The 15,843-nt window shown below is 42.4% G+C and carries 12 protein-coding genes; 6 read left to right on the forward strand and 6 right to left on the reverse strand.

The annotated features are described in order from the left end of the window. Positions 1-15: 15 nt before the first annotated feature. From pcaF to ACS8FB_RS02625, 3 genes are all read left to right on the forward strand, one after another. Positions 16-1,254: a 3-oxoadipyl-CoA thiolase gene (pcaF, locus tag ACS8FB_RS02615; protein WP_439261286.1), complete on the forward strand. Its 1,239-nt coding sequence runs from the start codon at positions 16-18 to the stop codon at positions 1,252-1,254. Between the two features lie 54 nt (positions 1,255-1,308). Beyond that, entirely contained in the window at positions 1,309-2,088 is a 780-nt protein-coding gene (gene pcaD, locus ACS8FB_RS02620; RefSeq protein WP_439260870.1) for a 3-oxoadipate enol-lactonase, read from the forward strand. 423 nt (positions 2,089-2,511) lie between these two features. Then, positions 2,512-3,876, forward strand: coding sequence for an MFS transporter (locus ACS8FB_RS02625; RefSeq protein WP_439260871.1), 1,365 nt, complete (start codon positions 2,512-2,514; stop codon positions 3,874-3,876). A 617-nt stretch (positions 3,877-4,493) separates the two neighbouring features. Here the strand turns inward: ACS8FB_RS02625 and ACS8FB_RS02630 are convergent. From ACS8FB_RS02630 to ACS8FB_RS02655, 6 genes are all read right to left on the reverse strand, one after another. Next, positions 4,494-5,525, reverse strand: coding sequence for a hypothetical protein (locus ACS8FB_RS02630; RefSeq protein WP_439260872.1), 1,032 nt, complete (start codon positions 5,523-5,525; stop codon positions 4,494-4,496). A 187-nt stretch (positions 5,526-5,712) separates the two neighbouring features. Continuing rightward, a complete protein-coding gene (locus ACS8FB_RS02635) occupies positions 5,713-6,183 on the reverse strand; it encodes an acyl-CoA thioesterase (RefSeq protein ID WP_439260873.1) in 471 nt (156 codons plus the stop codon). A gap of 130 nt (positions 6,184-6,313) precedes the next feature. Then, entirely contained in the window at positions 6,314-8,053 is a 1,740-nt protein-coding gene (locus ACS8FB_RS02640; RefSeq protein WP_439260874.1) for a fatty acid--CoA ligase, read from the reverse strand. Positions 8,054-8,101: 48 nt separating this feature from the next. Then, entirely contained in the window at positions 8,102-9,304 is a 1,203-nt protein-coding gene (locus ACS8FB_RS02645) for a 3-oxoadipyl-CoA thiolase (protein WP_439260875.1), read from the reverse strand. An 83-nt stretch (positions 9,305-9,387) separates the two neighbouring features. Beyond that, positions 9,388-10,998: a 3-hydroxyacyl-CoA dehydrogenase gene (locus tag ACS8FB_RS02650; protein ID WP_439261287.1), complete on the reverse strand. Its 1,611-nt coding sequence runs from the start codon at positions 10,996-10,998 to the stop codon at positions 9,388-9,390. Positions 10,999-11,095: 97 nt separating this feature from the next. Next, complete coding sequence (locus ACS8FB_RS02655) at positions 11,096-11,872, reverse strand: enoyl-CoA hydratase (protein ID WP_439260876.1); 777 nt, start codon at positions 11,870-11,872, stop codon at positions 11,096-11,098. Positions 11,873-12,185: 313 nt separating this feature from the next. On the opposite strand from ACS8FB_RS02655, the gene ACS8FB_RS02660 reads away from it, so the two are divergent. The 3 genes from ACS8FB_RS02660 (at position 12,186) to ACS8FB_RS02670 (ending at position 15,841) form a co-directional block, all read left to right on the forward strand. Beyond that, complete coding sequence (locus ACS8FB_RS02660) at positions 12,186-13,340, forward strand: acyl-CoA dehydrogenase family protein (protein WP_439260877.1); 1,155 nt, start codon at positions 12,186-12,188, stop codon at positions 13,338-13,340. A 169-nt stretch (positions 13,341-13,509) separates the two neighbouring features. Beyond that, on the forward strand, positions 13,510-14,775 hold the full coding sequence (locus tag ACS8FB_RS02665) for an MFS transporter (RefSeq protein WP_439260878.1): 1,266 nt from the start codon (positions 13,510-13,512) through the stop codon (positions 14,773-14,775). Between the two features lie 220 nt (positions 14,776-14,995). Next, complete coding sequence (locus ACS8FB_RS02670) at positions 14,996-15,841, forward strand: IclR family transcriptional regulator (protein WP_439260879.1); 846 nt, start codon at positions 14,996-14,998, stop codon at positions 15,839-15,841. The last annotated feature ends 2 nt before the right edge of the window (positions 15,842-15,843 follow it).

Here is a 15,843-nt window from a genome sequence, read left to right on the forward strand (position 1 = left end):
AAAAGGACAAGGATGATGACTGATTCAATCACTGGTTTAAACAACGCTTATATTATCGATGCCATTCGCACCCCTTTTGGACGCTACGGCGGCGGTCTAGCCCCTGTCCGTGCCGATGACTTAGGGGCTATCCCTATCAAGGCGTTAATGGAACGTAATGCCAATGTCGATTGGGTACAAGTAGATGACGTCATCTACGGCTGTGCTAATCAGAGCGGTGAAGACAATCGCAACGTCGGGCGTATGTCGTCGTTACTAGCTGGCCTACCTTATCAAGTGCCTGCCACTACGGTGAATCGCTTATGCGGCTCGTCAATGGATGCGTTAGCCATCGCCGCTCGTGCGATTAAAGCGGGTGAAGCGCATCTAATTATTGCAGGTGGTGTTGAGAGCATGAGCCGTGCGCCATTGGTAATGGGCAAGTCAGATCAAGCGTTTGGTCGTAGTCAAAAGCTCGAAGATACCACGATGGGCTGGCGTTTTATCAATCCAAAGCTTGATGAGCTATATGGCACGGAGACCATGCCGCAAACTGCTGAAAATGTCGCAGAGCAATTCAATATCAATCGTGCTGACCAAGATGCATTTGCACTACGTAGTCAACAACGTACCGCAGTGGCGCAAGAAGCAGGATTCTTCAAAGATGAGATTACTGCTGTCAGCATCCCGCAACGCAAAGGCGATCCTGTCACCGTCGATACTGACGAGCATCCTCGTGCTGATACCACGCTTGAGAAGTTGACCAAGCTGCGCCCTATCGTCACCGCGAATGGTACCGTGACGGCTGGCAATGCGTCAGGTATCAATGATGGCGCAGCGGCTTTTTTAGTGGCATCAGAGCAAGCCGTTAAAGAGTTTAATCTAAAGCCGCGTGCACGTATTGTGGCCTCAACTACGGTAGGCGTTGAACCGCGTATTATGGGCTTTGCTCCAGCACCAGCGATGAAAAAGCTGCTTAAGCAAACTGGACTGTCACTTGATGAGATGGATGTCATTGAATTAAACGAAGCCTTTGCCGCCCAAGCTCTCGCTTGTACGCGTGACTTAGGGTTAGCTGATGATAGCAAGCGCGTCAACCCTAATGGCGGTGCAATTGCGCTTGGTCATCCACTCGGCGCCTCAGGAGCACGTTTAATTTTAACAGCACTCAATCAACTTGAGAAAACTGATAAGCGTTATGCCATATGCTCGATGTGTATTGGCGTTGGACAAGGCATTGCCATGATTATTGAGCGGGTTAATTATCAAGCGTGATACTCATCCCTACATGTGCCTTCAACATTTTAATCCTAAATAAGGATGCTTAGTATGCCCATATTTAATAACCAAGAAATTGCCCTAAACTATGCCACTTTTGGCGATAAAAGCAACCCTGCTCTACTATTATCCAACTCCTTAGGTACCAGCTATCATATGTGGCAGCCGCAAATCGATGCCTTACAAAACGATTATTTTATTATCTGCTACGACACCCGTGGCCATGGTAAGTCTTCCGCACCAAAAGGTCCTTATAATTTGGATCAGCTTGGACAAGATGTGATTGATTTGCTTGATCATTTAAACATTGATAAAGCATTTTTTTGTGGCATATCTATGGGCGGCATGACTGGTCAATGGTTAGCTATCAATCATCCTGAGCGCTTCCATCACTTGATGCTATGCAATACCGCCGCAAAGATTGGTAATGAATCGGCCTGGGTAGATCGCGCGCAATTGGTACGTGAACAAGGTCTGGATCCTATCGCCGCTACGGCTGCCACGCGTTGGTTCACAGCAAGTTTTATCGATAATCATCCTGATGTAGTTAAAGCATTATCTGACGCTCTCGCAGCTGGTAGTAGCGAGGGTTATGCCAGCTGCTGTGAGGCGCTGTCAGTCGCTGATACTCGCGAGCAGTTAAAAAATGTCCGCGTGCCTGTTACAGTGCTTTCAGGTATCGAGGATCCAGTGACGACGGTTGCCGATGGTCAGTATATGGTCGATCATATCCCTAACGCTAAGCTAGCTACTATCGATGCCTCGCATATCTCAAATATTGAACAGCCAGAAGCATTTAATCAACTCGTGCGACAGTATTTGAAACACTAATAGTGCTATAGCCTTTGTCCAACTACCCTCACTGCCATGTGCAATGTTGGTGGTGTTTGTATGACGGCTATTCTTCACATTTAAATTGCTCATATATCTTTTAGATATATGAGCAATCTTTTTTTTACCTATCTTTTAATAGGTATCAGCTATTAATAATAAGCACATACCTTTCTCATAAAAAATAAATATAACGGATATCAGTAGCCTGATTGGTTATTACAGCGTTTGCTTAAAGAAAACCTCTTTTTCATTTTCCGCTTCTTTTAACAAAGCTATCTATACACCCTTACACTCCTATCTCTTAATAAAAACGCCATACCTTCTAGGTATAAACTAATACTTAGATGGTTTTTGACTTGACCATTAGAAAACAATAACTTGTTAGACACTTATAAGGATATTACCCATGGAGAAATACGAATGGAATCACCAACCTTAAACATCAATAAAGTTATTGATGAAGCCAAATTTGCTCCTTTTCATTGGAAGGTACTGTTTTGGTGTCTACTGATCATTATCTTTGATGGTTATGATCTTATTATTTATGGCGTGGCCCTACCGTTACTCATGGAGGAGTGGTCATTGACCGCGGTACAAGCAGGCTTTCTTGCTAGCGCAGCACTCTTTGGCATGATGTTTGGTGCTATGATTTTTGGTACTTTGTCTGATAAAATCGGTCGAAAAAAGACCATCATGATCTGCGTCGGTCTATTCAGTAGCTTTACCTTTTTCGGTGCTTTTGCTAATGGTCCGATGCAGTTTGCTGCTTTACGCTTCATTGCTGGTCTTGGTATCGGCGGCGTGATGCCCATCTGTGTAGCGCTGACCTCTGAATATGCCCCAAAACGTATCCGTAGTACTCTGGTCGCTATTATGTTTAGTGGTTACGCGATAGGCGGAATGGCATCAGCATTATTAGGCTCGTTTTTGGTGGTAGATTACGGTTGGGAGATTATGTTTTATATTGCAGGAATACCTACCCTGCTATTGCCAATTATCTGGAAAATGCTTCCTGAGTCCTTAATGTATTTGGTCAAAGAAAAAAGACATGATGAAGCCAAAAAAATCGTCCGCAAACTTGCACCACAAGAGACCATCACGGCTTCGACCAACTTAATCTTAGATGAACCAACCAAAGGTGATGACGCTCCTATCAAAGCGCTATTTCTAAAGAATCGTGGCTTTACTACCATTATGTTTTGGGTGGCCTTCTTTATGTGCTTATTAATGGTATATGCTCTTGCCAGCTGGTTGCCGAAGCTGATGATTCAAGCAGGTTACTCGCTAGGTGCTAGTATGCTGTTCTTATTTGCACTTAATATTGGCGGGATGATCGGTGCTATTGGTGGCGGTGTGCTGGCTGATAAATTTCATCTAAAGCCAGTATTAACCATTATGTTTGTCGCTGGTGCTGCAGCATTAATACTACTTGGATACAACAGCCCGCAAGTGGTGCTATATAGTCTTATAGCGATTGCAGGCGCCACTACTATTGGCTCACAAATATTACTCTACACCTTTGTCGCTCAATATTATCCTACTGCTGTACGTACCACTGCTATGGGTTGGGCATCGGGTATCGGTCGCATTGGCGCTATCGTAGGTCCTATCTTAACTGGGGCGCTACTTACACTAGAGCTAAGTCACCAAACTAACTTTTTGTTTATCGCCATACCAGGAATAATTGCAGCCACTGCTATTTTCCTTGTAAACTTAAATGCAGCAGTAGATAGTAAAAAAATTCAAGAGAAACCAGTCAATTTAGATACACCTATAGCGACTTAAATCTGATTTAGACTTTATTTTCATTCAGATATTCTTGTTTTATACTTATTAGTTTTTAGCGTACTCACGATGTGGGTACGCTTTTTCAATATCTCCTACATATTTATGAGTAGGATCTACTGACCAATACGAGATGTAAAAACAAGAGTAACCAGCTCCTAGCTTTTTTTATACTTTGAATGAAAGATATATCCTTTATTGCCAATCATTTAAAAGTTTCATTTGTAGACCCTTACTTTTAAAATATCTGCTGAAACTATCCATTTTGATACTATTTTGATACTCCGAATTTATTGATAAGCATATCTGCTTGTTGATAAATATATTTAGCTTTTAACCTAAACCTTTAATACAAAGGGCTTTAAGCCAATAATCACAGCTAATTATCGCCATTCATTGTGTATTGTTGTTGTAAAAACAAGGACTCATAATCCTTTGGTCGTAGGTTCAAGTCCTACTGGGCCCACCATATATTAGAAAGAACAAAAACCTCTTCAAATCTATTAGACTTGAAGGGGTTTTTTATTAAGTGCTTAATAAGATAAGATTATATAAATTTGCAATCTGCTCTATACCTTCACTCTCTATATAATACGTTCCGAACTCAAATATTCAGCTCAGAATTCGTATTTGGCCATTATTTCAACTTGCTGACCTTTTCTTACTTCTAAAGTGGTCTTATCGCTTCGATCTCTCCACTCAATACCAATATCCAGATCTGGAAAATACTCATAAACAAGGTTGATGCTTTTCACGTTCACAGAGGTATCTACCGCATCATCCACATTAATTTCACCATAGCGCATGTTGCTCATCAGTTTTTCTGTAAATTTATGCCTATACCCTACCGTGAAGCCAGTTTGTGATACAAGCTTACCGTCTTCGGCATCACAATCCACATCGTCAGTCGAACCAAGGACTCTTCCAACACATACGGTGGAATAGGCGCCCATCCCTTTACCATTGTATACGCTCGCATGTAGCGAATCATTGCCTATTTTCAGTTTGCCAGCCAAAGAGACACCGACGCCTATATCTGAATCTTCTCCATTTTTGGCCTCACGAGCCGTAACCGCCAAGTTATAGCTAAGATCAGATATATCATCCTTGTAGCTAACAACCATATCAGGCAAATCAGCTTCGTCATCAACAGGTTCTTGAGCCGTAAAACGAAACCCTTTATGAACGTAATGTACCGTCAAATCTGGACGAATATAAGCGCCACCACCAGAGATGGTGCCCAAGCCCGTGCCTCGAAAGTCAAGCTGCTCAGTTAAAAGTGGGTAGACCGCTAAGAACTGACCATTCCACGTCTTACCGACTGTCAAATCATCGATTTGAGCATAAGCATGGCGAAGTCGCAAGTCTGAACCGCCATTTGCAGCATTGCCATAAAAGTCCCCTTCAATAAAACCTGTTAATTTTTTATCCTCTATGTTCTTGGTGGTTTTAAGGTTAATCCTAGATTGTCGTCCACTTCCTTTAAACTCAGACTCTCCTTCGTCTGGAGAATAAAATATACCTTCTGCTTTAACATAACCACCGATACTTAAAGTAGTATCGCCATTGGTGACAAGCTCTATTGCTTGTGCTTGTACACATGCTCCCAAGACAGCCAAACCAAAAGACAACTTTTTGATATAAAGCATGATCTACACATTCCTTGTGTTGTTTTAAAATTCATTTAAGTTAATTTAAATCCCTTTAAATCTCTATTGTTACCGTATTTTTTAACCCTATAAATACCAGCACTATCTCCTTATAAAAAAATTACCTCCTAATTTAGTTGAACTTCACAGTTTAGTTGAACTTCACAGTTTAGTTGAACTTCACAGTTTAGTTAAAACTTTCAAAAGCGTTGATCGCGGCTTTTTTGGTCTCATCAATGTTTTTCTTTTGTCCAGTAGTTTTATCAAGATATACCAGCACTGACTCACCGCTCGCGACGATAGTATTCATAGCCGTACTATAATAGGTATATTCATGAATCACACTGGCATTGCCAATTTTCTTGACTCGAACCCCAATCCATAAGGTATCAGGATAAATCACTGGCTTAAAATATTGACAGGAAGACGCTGCCATGACTGAAAAGGTGTTTTCGTTAAATAGATTTAATTGAGTGTTATAGTAAATACGAGCGTTTTGGGCATAAGTGTAATAGACCACATTATTAACATGGCCAAAGAAGTCCATATCGCCCCACTCTACTTGCTGAGAATAAACAACTGCAAAACCATGCATGGGATGGTGTTTATCTTTATTCAGCGTCTCTTGTATTTCTGGTAATATCGCTACAGCCTTCATAGTTCTCTCTTCTAGTTATGCTAATGAGCGTAGGTGTTATTAACCAACGTTTAACCAACGTTTAACCAACGTTTAACCAACGTTAAAATTATCAGTAAGCTCATATATTTTTTGCAATTATCGCTATGGGTTAAATCAATTTTTCTGTGTACATCATGCGCATCTTTTTCTTATCGAGCTTACCCACACTGGTTTTCGGCATTTCTATTAAAAATTTTATTTCACTTGGCACGCCATACTTTGGTAAATAGCCCTTCTCAACCGCTTGATGACCTATCGCTAAAATAGCCTCCGCTTTGGTATCGGCATGCTCAGGTTTTAAGACTACTAACGCTAAAGGGCGCTCGCCCCATTTTTCATCCGCTACTCCGATTATGGCCACTTCAGCCACGCTTGGATGAAATGATAAAATATTTTCGACTTCCAACGAGGATATCCATTCGCCGCCAGACTTAACGACGTCTTTGAGTCTATCGGTAATCTTTAGCGTGCCATCAGGTGAAATACAAGCAATGTCTTGGGTATGCATCCAACCGCCACGCCATAACTCATTGCCAGCATCGGCATTCTTAAAATAGCTTTGGGTCAGCCAAGGCGCTCGCACAACCAGCTCGCCTGTCGACTCACCATCCATGGGTAGGGCTTTGCCATTTTCGTCCCAAATCTCCATTGATACCAGCATAATCGGAGAGCCAGAAAGACAACGATAATTGATCTGTTCTGTCGTTGTCATAGTATTTGTCTGATCACCGAATGCCATTCTGGCAAGGACAGGACAGGACTCTGACATCCCAAACCCTGAGATAAACTCGATACCGCTTTCAAGAGCAGCTTCAGCTAGGCCTTCGTTTAATTTGGAACCCCCTACTGACAACTTAAGACCGTTGAACTTGCGTCCTCGTGTTGCCATCTCTTTAATTAACATTTGTAAAATGGTTGGGACACCGTGTGAGAGGGTAACTTTGTGGTGTTCAATCAAGTCAACCAATACTTCAGGAAGATATCGCCCTGGATACACTTGTTTGAGCCCTATCATGGTTGCCCCATACGGCCAACACCATGCATGCACATGAAATAATGGCGTCATTGGCATGTAGACATCATTGTAGCGAGCGCCTTGACCTTCGGCACTGAGTGCGGATGCTAGAGTACTCGATAGCGTCTGTAATACGATTTGCCTGTGGGTAAAAAAGACGCCTTTTGGGTCTCCTGTCGTGCCACTGGTATAAAACGTGGTGGCGATGGTATTTTCGTCGAAATCTGGAAAATCAAACTCATCACTGGCCGCAGCTAGCATGGCTTCATATTCACCTTCGACATAATCTGGCATGCTGGCTTGCTGAGCTTTTATAGTGTCTTCGCTATAATCAGCATCATCAAACTTAGCTTCATTAAAACCAGTACCATCAAAGTCAGTGTCATCAAGCCAGATAATTTTCTCAATAGAAGGGGCTTCATGACGGTAATTTTTAGCCATGGGCTCAAATTCAGCATTTAATAACAAGGCTTTTGGTTTGGCATGGTTAATGGTGTACAGCACTTTATCTTCAGCCAAGCGTACATTGACCATTTGCAAAATCATGCCAGACATGGGCACGGCAAAATACGCTTCAAGGTAACGATGACTGTCCCAATCCATGACCGCAACCACATCACCTGCTTGCAAACCCATATTTTTAAGTACGTTTGCCAAGCGATTAACCCGCTTAAAAAATTCAGCATACGTATAAGTCACCTTATCGGCATAACTGATGGTTTGCTGAGTAGAGGCGATCTTTGCACGGTTTAGCAGCTGTTTGATAATCAAAGGAAAACCATACGCTTCTTCGGCTTGTTGGTAGTTCTCATGTTGGTTGAGTATCGTTGTCATTATTGTCATCCTTGATAATAAAATAGTATGGCAAGAGTACTAATGGAGTTAGACTCGTTCAATCACCATGGCAAGCCCTTGCCCAATACCAATACATAAACTGACTATCGCGTATTGTCCGCCTGTGCGCTGTAGCTCGCGCGCTGTAGTTAAGGCAAGTCTAGCGCCCGATGCGCCAAGTGGATGTCCGACGGTAATCGCGCCACCATTGGGATTGATACGCTTGTCATCAAAGTCAATCTCTAAACCTTTTAGGCAACCGAGTACCTGCGAGGCAAATGCTTCATTAATCTCGATGATGGACATATCATCAAGGGTCAAATCAGCGCGTTTCAATGCCAGTTTAATGGCCTCAACAGGGCCTACGCCCATAATACTGGGCTCAACACCCATGGCACCGGATGAGAGAATTTTGGCAATAGGCTTAAAGCCTAACTTTTCTTCTGCTTGCTTTGAGCCAATAATCAGCGCAGCCGCCCCATCGTTAATGCCCGATGCATTCCCTGCCGTAACTACGCCATTCTCATTTAACGGTTTCAGTTTTTGCAGTGCTTCCACAGTAGAGCTGGCGCGAGGATGCTCATCTTCTGTTATCGCTTTTTCGGGTAACTTCTTACCTTGCGATACCATAATTGGCGTTATTTCCTCATCAAAGAACCCCGCTTGTTTGGCGGTTTGATATTTAGCTTGCGAGGCTGCTGCGAATTTATCCGCCTCTTCACGAGTGATACCGTATTTGCGAGCGACATTATCGCCCGTCTGCGGCATGCTATCGCTACCAAATTCTTTAGTCAAAAGAGGATTGGGAAATCGACTGCCAATGGTGGTATCAAATACTTTAAATTCACGACTAAAAGGCTGCTCGGTCTTAGCAAAGACAAATGGTGCACGGGTCATTGACTCAACCCCACCTGCTAAAAATATGTCACCCTCGTTACAAGTGATACTACGGGCAGCATCAACGACGGTCGATAATCCCGAAGCACACAGACGGTTGATGGTTTGTCCGGGTGTTTTGACATCTAGTCCCGCTAGCAATGCAGCATTACGAGCGATGTTGCGTGAGTCCTCGCCGGCCTGATTGGTATTACCAATCAGCACTTCATCAAAGATATCGTTAGGTAATTGATGCTTTTCGACCAGAGTCTTCATCACTGTGGCGATTAAGTCATCAGGACGCACGGTTGCTAATGCTCCACCATGGCGACCAAAAGGGCTTCTTAATCCGTCATAAATATAGGCGTCTAACATAACTGTTCCTTGTTGTGTTTTAAGAATTTGCATTATTAAAATATAGCGTTTATTAAATTGGTCTAGCTCTTAGCATCAGCAATCTAGCATTGACAATTGCTCTGTTGAGTAAATAATGAGATGCCTAGCTTGGCGCGGCGTTGTAACCATGGACTAGGACGATAACGCGGATCACCCGTTAACCCATAGATACGCTCTAAGATGAGTAAAATACGCTCGGCACCAAGCTCATCGCCCCAAGAGATAGGACCATACGGATAGCCCAATCCAAGCTTGACGGCATTGTCGATATCTTCTGGCGTGGCAATACCTTGCATCGCAATATCACAACCTAAATTAATGACCATAGCCACGACTCGCTGCGCCACAAAGCCAGTACTTTCGGAAATTAGCGTGGCATCGACAGCAACATTTGAGCCCTCATCCGAGTGATCATTTAAGCTTTTGGCAAACTTATTACTGCTAGCAAATAGGGCATAAGCTTGCGCTACAAAGTTATCTTGCGTAACGATACTTGGCATCAACGTACGATGCTTGAATAAGTCAGTCAGCATATCAATGGCGACCGCTTGTTGAGGGTTCACTTGATAGCGAATAGCCGCATTGGTCGTATCTTCGCCGTAGATGGCCAGCAATATTAAGCTGTCAGAATTTGGCTTATCACTGTCGTCGATATTGATGCTGTTAGCGTTTAGATAATCAACCAACTGCTTTTTATCTTCTGCTAAGTCTGCGCCAATCCAAACTGTTACGTTTGATACATCAGACCTTACTTTGGACACTGATGCTTCAAACGATGATTGTTGCGACGTATTCGCTGTCAATTTTTGACCGTCTTTATAGTGATAAAAGCCCTCACCAACTTTACGACCCAGCTTTTTCCCTATTAGCATTTGACGGGTCAAGGGATGCGGGCGATAGCGAGGCTCAAAGTAATATTGGTTATAAATCGATTCCATAACTGGATGCGACACATCGATGCCAGTGAGATCAAGCAGCTCAAAGGGTCCCATCCGAAAGCCAGCGCCTTCACGTAAAATACGATCGATATCCTCAAAGCTAGCGATTCCCTCGCCTAATATTTTTAAAGCTTCTGTGCCATAAGCTCTGCCACCATGATTGACAATAAAACCTGGGGTATCCTTTGCCACCACCCCTAAATGTCCCATGCGTTTGGCTAAATCCGTAAGCGTCTCTACCACTGAAGATTTGGTAGAGAGTCCCGGAATCACTTCAACGATTTTCATGAGCGGCACTGGATTAAAGAAATGAAATCCTGCTACGCGCTCTGGGTGCTGACAATTAGAAGCAATCGCGGTCACCGCTAGCGATGAAGTATTGGTTGCCAAAATCGTCTCGGCAGGGACGATGCTTTCTAACTGTTTAAAAAGCTGTTGTTTTATTTCTAAATTCTCAATAATGGCTTCAATAACGACATCTACCTCGGCGATTTTAGCTATCTCTTCAATCACTGTTAGATTCGATAAAGTAGACTGCAGCTGCTCATCGGTAAATTTGCCTTTGGCCGCTAATTTTTCGAGTGTGGTTTGTAGGGATTGACGCCCTTGTGCAGCGGCGCCCGCTTTGGCATCAAATAAAAGCACTTGAATGCCAGCTTGGGCAGCGATTTGCGCAATGCCCATGCCCATAACGCCAGTGCCGATAATGGCCAATGATTTAACAGTCATAATAATCCTTTATATGGTCTCGTTACTTTATGAGCTCTTGTCGCTCTATATGGTCTTGTTGAACAATCTCGTTTTCAAAGTATATTTGCTATTTTTCAGCCAGCTACTGACCTTTATAATTGGCGTCACGCTTTTCCAAAAAAGCTTTCGCCCCTTCTTTTTGATCTTCAGTATCGAATAAAATCTGAAAGGCTTTACGCTCTAAGGCCAATGCGCCTTGTAGTGGCATATCCACCCCAAGATTGGCAACTTCTTTAATTTGTTCTAAAGCAATCGGTGAATAACCCGCTAGTTGCTCGGCAATCTCAATAGCACGCTTAATAGTCGCCTCATCTTCGACCACTTCAGAGACCAGCCCCATTTGATCTGCTGCATCAGCGCTTATCATATCGCCCGTTAATATCAGCTTCATGGCTTTATGTTTGCCAAGCACGCGAAACAATCGCTGCGTGCCGCCAGCTCCTGGCATTAAGCCGATTTTGATTTCTGGTTGGCCAAACTTGGCAGACTTACCAGCGACAATGATGTCAGCGTGCATAGCAAGCTCACAGCCGCCGCCAAGCGCATAGCCATTGACCGCTGCAATAATCGGCTTGCGACAATTAGTAATAGCATCCCAATACTGCTCGCTACGACGTAGATAGACATCAACCGTTTTTGCGGTTAAAAAGTCATTGATATCAGCACCAGCCGCAAACACTTTATCGCCACCAGTCAGTACGATAGCCTTGGTTTGTGGATCATCGTTTAATTGAATGAAAATCTTTGCCATTTGCTCACGTAGTTCAGCATTTAAAGCGTTGCGAACTTTGGGACGATTAAGTGTTATCAGACTTACGCCATTTTCTAACGTTTCACAAATAATGATCTGCTCTTCCATGATGCTGTCCTTTAGATATTATCGTTAAGTAAAATATCGCAATCTTTAAAATACATTACTAATTATAAAATATAATACCGCATAGCGATATTCAAGACCAATATATACTGTTTATTTTCTTTTGTGAAGAGTAAATCTTAGTCAATTTTAGAAATATACGGACTACTTAGACTTCAATTTTTTAATTAATACCGCATAGCGGTTATTTAAACCAAAAGTATTGTATTTTAATAAACTATCAATTATGCTGTTTGTTCAAGGTAATTACGAAGTCGTTATCACTCTAAGTATTAATCAAACAAGGAAGAACCACATGATCAGAGATAAGGAAACTCTTAACCAAATTACCGAAACTATCCGTCAATTTGTTAGCAACCAATTAATACCAATGGAACATTGGGTCGCAGAAAACGATTGTCTTCCAGACGATATCATTAATCAAATGAGAGAGTTAGGGCTGTTCGGACTTACTATTCCCGAAGCTTACGGCGGGCTTGGCGTTACCATGGAAGAAGAGGTCACACTGGCATTTGAATTAGGACGCACGTCTCCTGCATTTCGCTCACTAATAGGAACAAATAATGGTATTGGCTCATCTGGTCTAGTCATTGATGGTACCGAAGAGCAAAAACAAAAATACCTACCAAGACTTGCTAGCGGTGAAATTATCGGCTCATTTTGTTTGACCGAGCCGGATTCTGGTTCAGATGCTGCTTCATTAAAGACCACTGCCATTAAAGATGGTGATACCTATGTTATCAACGGTACTAAACGTTATATTACCAATGCCCCTGAAGCTGGCATCTTTACTGTAATGGCACGTACTGATCCACAAAATAAAAGGTCAGGTGGCATTTCAGCCTTCATCGTTGAGAGCGACACCCCTGGTATTACGTTGGGTAAAATTGATAAAAAAATGGGCCAAAAAGGCGCGCATACCTGTGATGTTATCTTTGATAATTGCGTAGTGCCTGCTGATGCATTGATTGGTGGCGTTGAAGGTGTAGGTTTTAAAACGGCTATGAAAGTACTTGATAAAGGACGCCTACATATTGCAGCAGCAAGTACAGGCGCCGCAAGTCGAATGTTAGATGATGCCTTACACTATGCTGTTGAGCGTAAGCAGTTTGGTCAACCAATTGCTAATTTTCAGCTTATTCAAGCCATGCTCGCTGATTCAAAAGCAGAGATTTATGCGGCTAAATCTATGGTACTAGACGCTTCACGTCTACGCGATGAAGGTAAGGATGTCGTGACCGAATCGTCATGCGCCAAGATGTTTGCCACCGAAATGTGCGGCCGTGTTGCTGACAGAGCCGTGCAAATTCATGGCGGTGCGGGCTATATTGCGGATTATGGTATTGAACGTTTTTATCGTGATGTGCGCTTATATCGTTTGTATGAAGGCACTACTCAAATCCAGCAAATTATTATCGCCCGCAATATGATCAAAGAAGTTAGCGAGTAGTTTCCACTTATTTAAATACTATTTATTTGAATGCTATTTACTTGATTATTAACAGGTATTTACATTCTCAAAGCGTATTGAGGTATTTGCTAGGACGCAGATACCTAAGTTACGAGTCACCTCACTATGACTATAGTCTTTCATTCTCACAACAATAAGGATATAAATTGTGAAAAGTGCCGCTATAACTTCAGATTCAAGCTTAAGCTCTGTCCAGAAGCAACCTTGGAAACTGGCCTTCTTTTTTTGTTTTTTAGTTCTATTATGTGATGGAGCTGATATTGGTATTCTCGCCTTTACGCTTTCAAGCCTAAAGCTAGAATTTGGATTGACCAACGTACAAGCTGGTGCTTTGGGCAGTTGGTCATTGTTTGGTATGGCAATCGGTGGATTCTTCGGCGGTTGGGCTTGTGATCGCTTTGGACGAGTACGTGTTATCGTAATTGCGACAGCGATGTTCTCTTTGTTATCTGGTTTCAGTGGATTTGTGCAGAGCTATGAGCAGTTTGTAGCATTACGGTTCACCGCTTGTTTAGGTCTTGGTAGTTTATATATTGCGACTAATACCTTGATGTCTGAAATGGTGCCCACCAAACACCGGACGACTGTGCTTGCAATGTTGATGACAGGTTTTACGTTAGGGTCTTTAGTGATCACTAGCGTCTCTGCTTGGATTATTCCCAGCTATGGTTGGCGCACACTATATCTCTTAACGTTTCTACCTGTTGTTCTCGCAGTAGCGATGTACTTTCTTATACCTGAACCAAATTCTTGGAAAGAGGCACGGGCACTGAAACTCAGTGGCGCGAAAAACTCGCTGCAAAAACCTGAAAATCCTTACAAAGCAATTTTCGAAAATCCAAAACATCGCATCATGTTCATTTTATGGTCGATGAGTTCAGGACTTTTACTGTTTGGTTATTTCGGGGTAAGCAACTGGTTACCTTCTTATCTAGAAACTGAGCTGGGTATCAAATTTAAAGAGATGGCTCTATATATGGCGGGTACTTATTTGACCATGATGTTTGCAAAACTCGTAGCAGGTATAGTAGCTGATAGAATCGGTCGCAAAATAGTATTCGCTTTTGGCACCATGGGCACCGCCCTATTCATTCCAGTATTGGTCTATATGCATACCCCAGACAATATTGGCTGGTTGATGATAGCCTTTGGTTTCTTATATGGTATTCCTTATGCTATTAATGCTACCTATTTAACGGAAAGCTTTCCTACTGCTATTCGCGGGACTGCTATTGGCGGTGCATTCAATATCGGACGGCTTGGATCAGTTATTGCACCTGTTGCCATCGGTTATATGGCTATGCAAAATTCTATCGGTGCAGGTTTATTACTCATGGCAGGCGCGTACTTCTTATGCGGTCTTATTCCGACCTTGTTCATCAAAGAGCAACAGTATGATCCACAAAAAGCGTAATAATATTAAGTCCATATATACCGCATAGCGAAATAGCTTATAATAGCTATGTTAAGAAGTTTACTGCACCTTTAATACTGAATCTTTAAGATAGTCTTATTAAAGGTGCAAACCAGTAAGTACTAGCGTACCACCATTTTATTGTTTTTTTATAAAACACCTTAAGTAGTGTATTCTTTATAATGTTCACATTAATTTAATTGAGACTAATAAACTTTGTATGACTACTAATACCCTTGCTGATGAAAACTCTAATGAAGCAACACACATTGAGCTGTTAGAGCCGATTGCAGAGATGAAAGATAAAAACGACAGGCAGTTTGTTACGGCTTTGGCCCGAGGACTAGAGCTGCTACGTTGTTTTACCCCGCAGCGCCCTTATCTCGGCAATCAAGATCTAAGTCAAATGACAGGTCTGCCTAAAGGGACGATTACGCGTCTTACTTATACCTTGGTCAAATTAGGATATTTAAAGCAATCGACCAACAGTAGTAAATATCAGCTCTCTGCGGGTGTGTTGGGGTTTGGTTATACAATGATGGCGAACATCTCTATCAACAATTTAGTCACACCGTACATGGAAGAGTTGGCGGATTATGCCAATAGTGCGGTTGCCATGGCAACCCGCGATCGACTGACGATGGTGTATCTAAATGTCGTGCAAGGGTCTGGCACGACTACCATGCGACGCAATGTTGGCTCATACCTGCCCATTCATTTAAGTTCTATGGGACGAGCTTGCTTAGCCAGTATGCCACCTGCTGAACAAGAATTTATCCTTGATGCCATTCGTAGTAAGTATAAAGACGACTGGTTAAAAATTAGGCGAGGACTGGACAAAGCATTTAAAGATTATGAAGATTATGGGTATTGTTTTTCGATTAGTGAATGGCAAAAAGACGTCAATGCTGTTGCTACTGCCATGATGCACCCTACTGAGGGATTACTAACTTTTAATTGTGGCGCGCCAAGTTTTGTGCTTAGCCGTACTAAGTTAGAAGAAGATATTGCTCCTCGTCTACTGCATATGAAGAATAATATTGAAGGTAATATTTATATAAGCTAAAG

Origin of the sequence: Psychrobacter sp. 1U1 (assembly GCF_051847535.1) — a bacterium.
Taxonomy (GTDB): Bacteria; Pseudomonadota; Gammaproteobacteria; order Pseudomonadales; family Moraxellaceae; genus Psychrobacter; species Psychrobacter saeujeotis.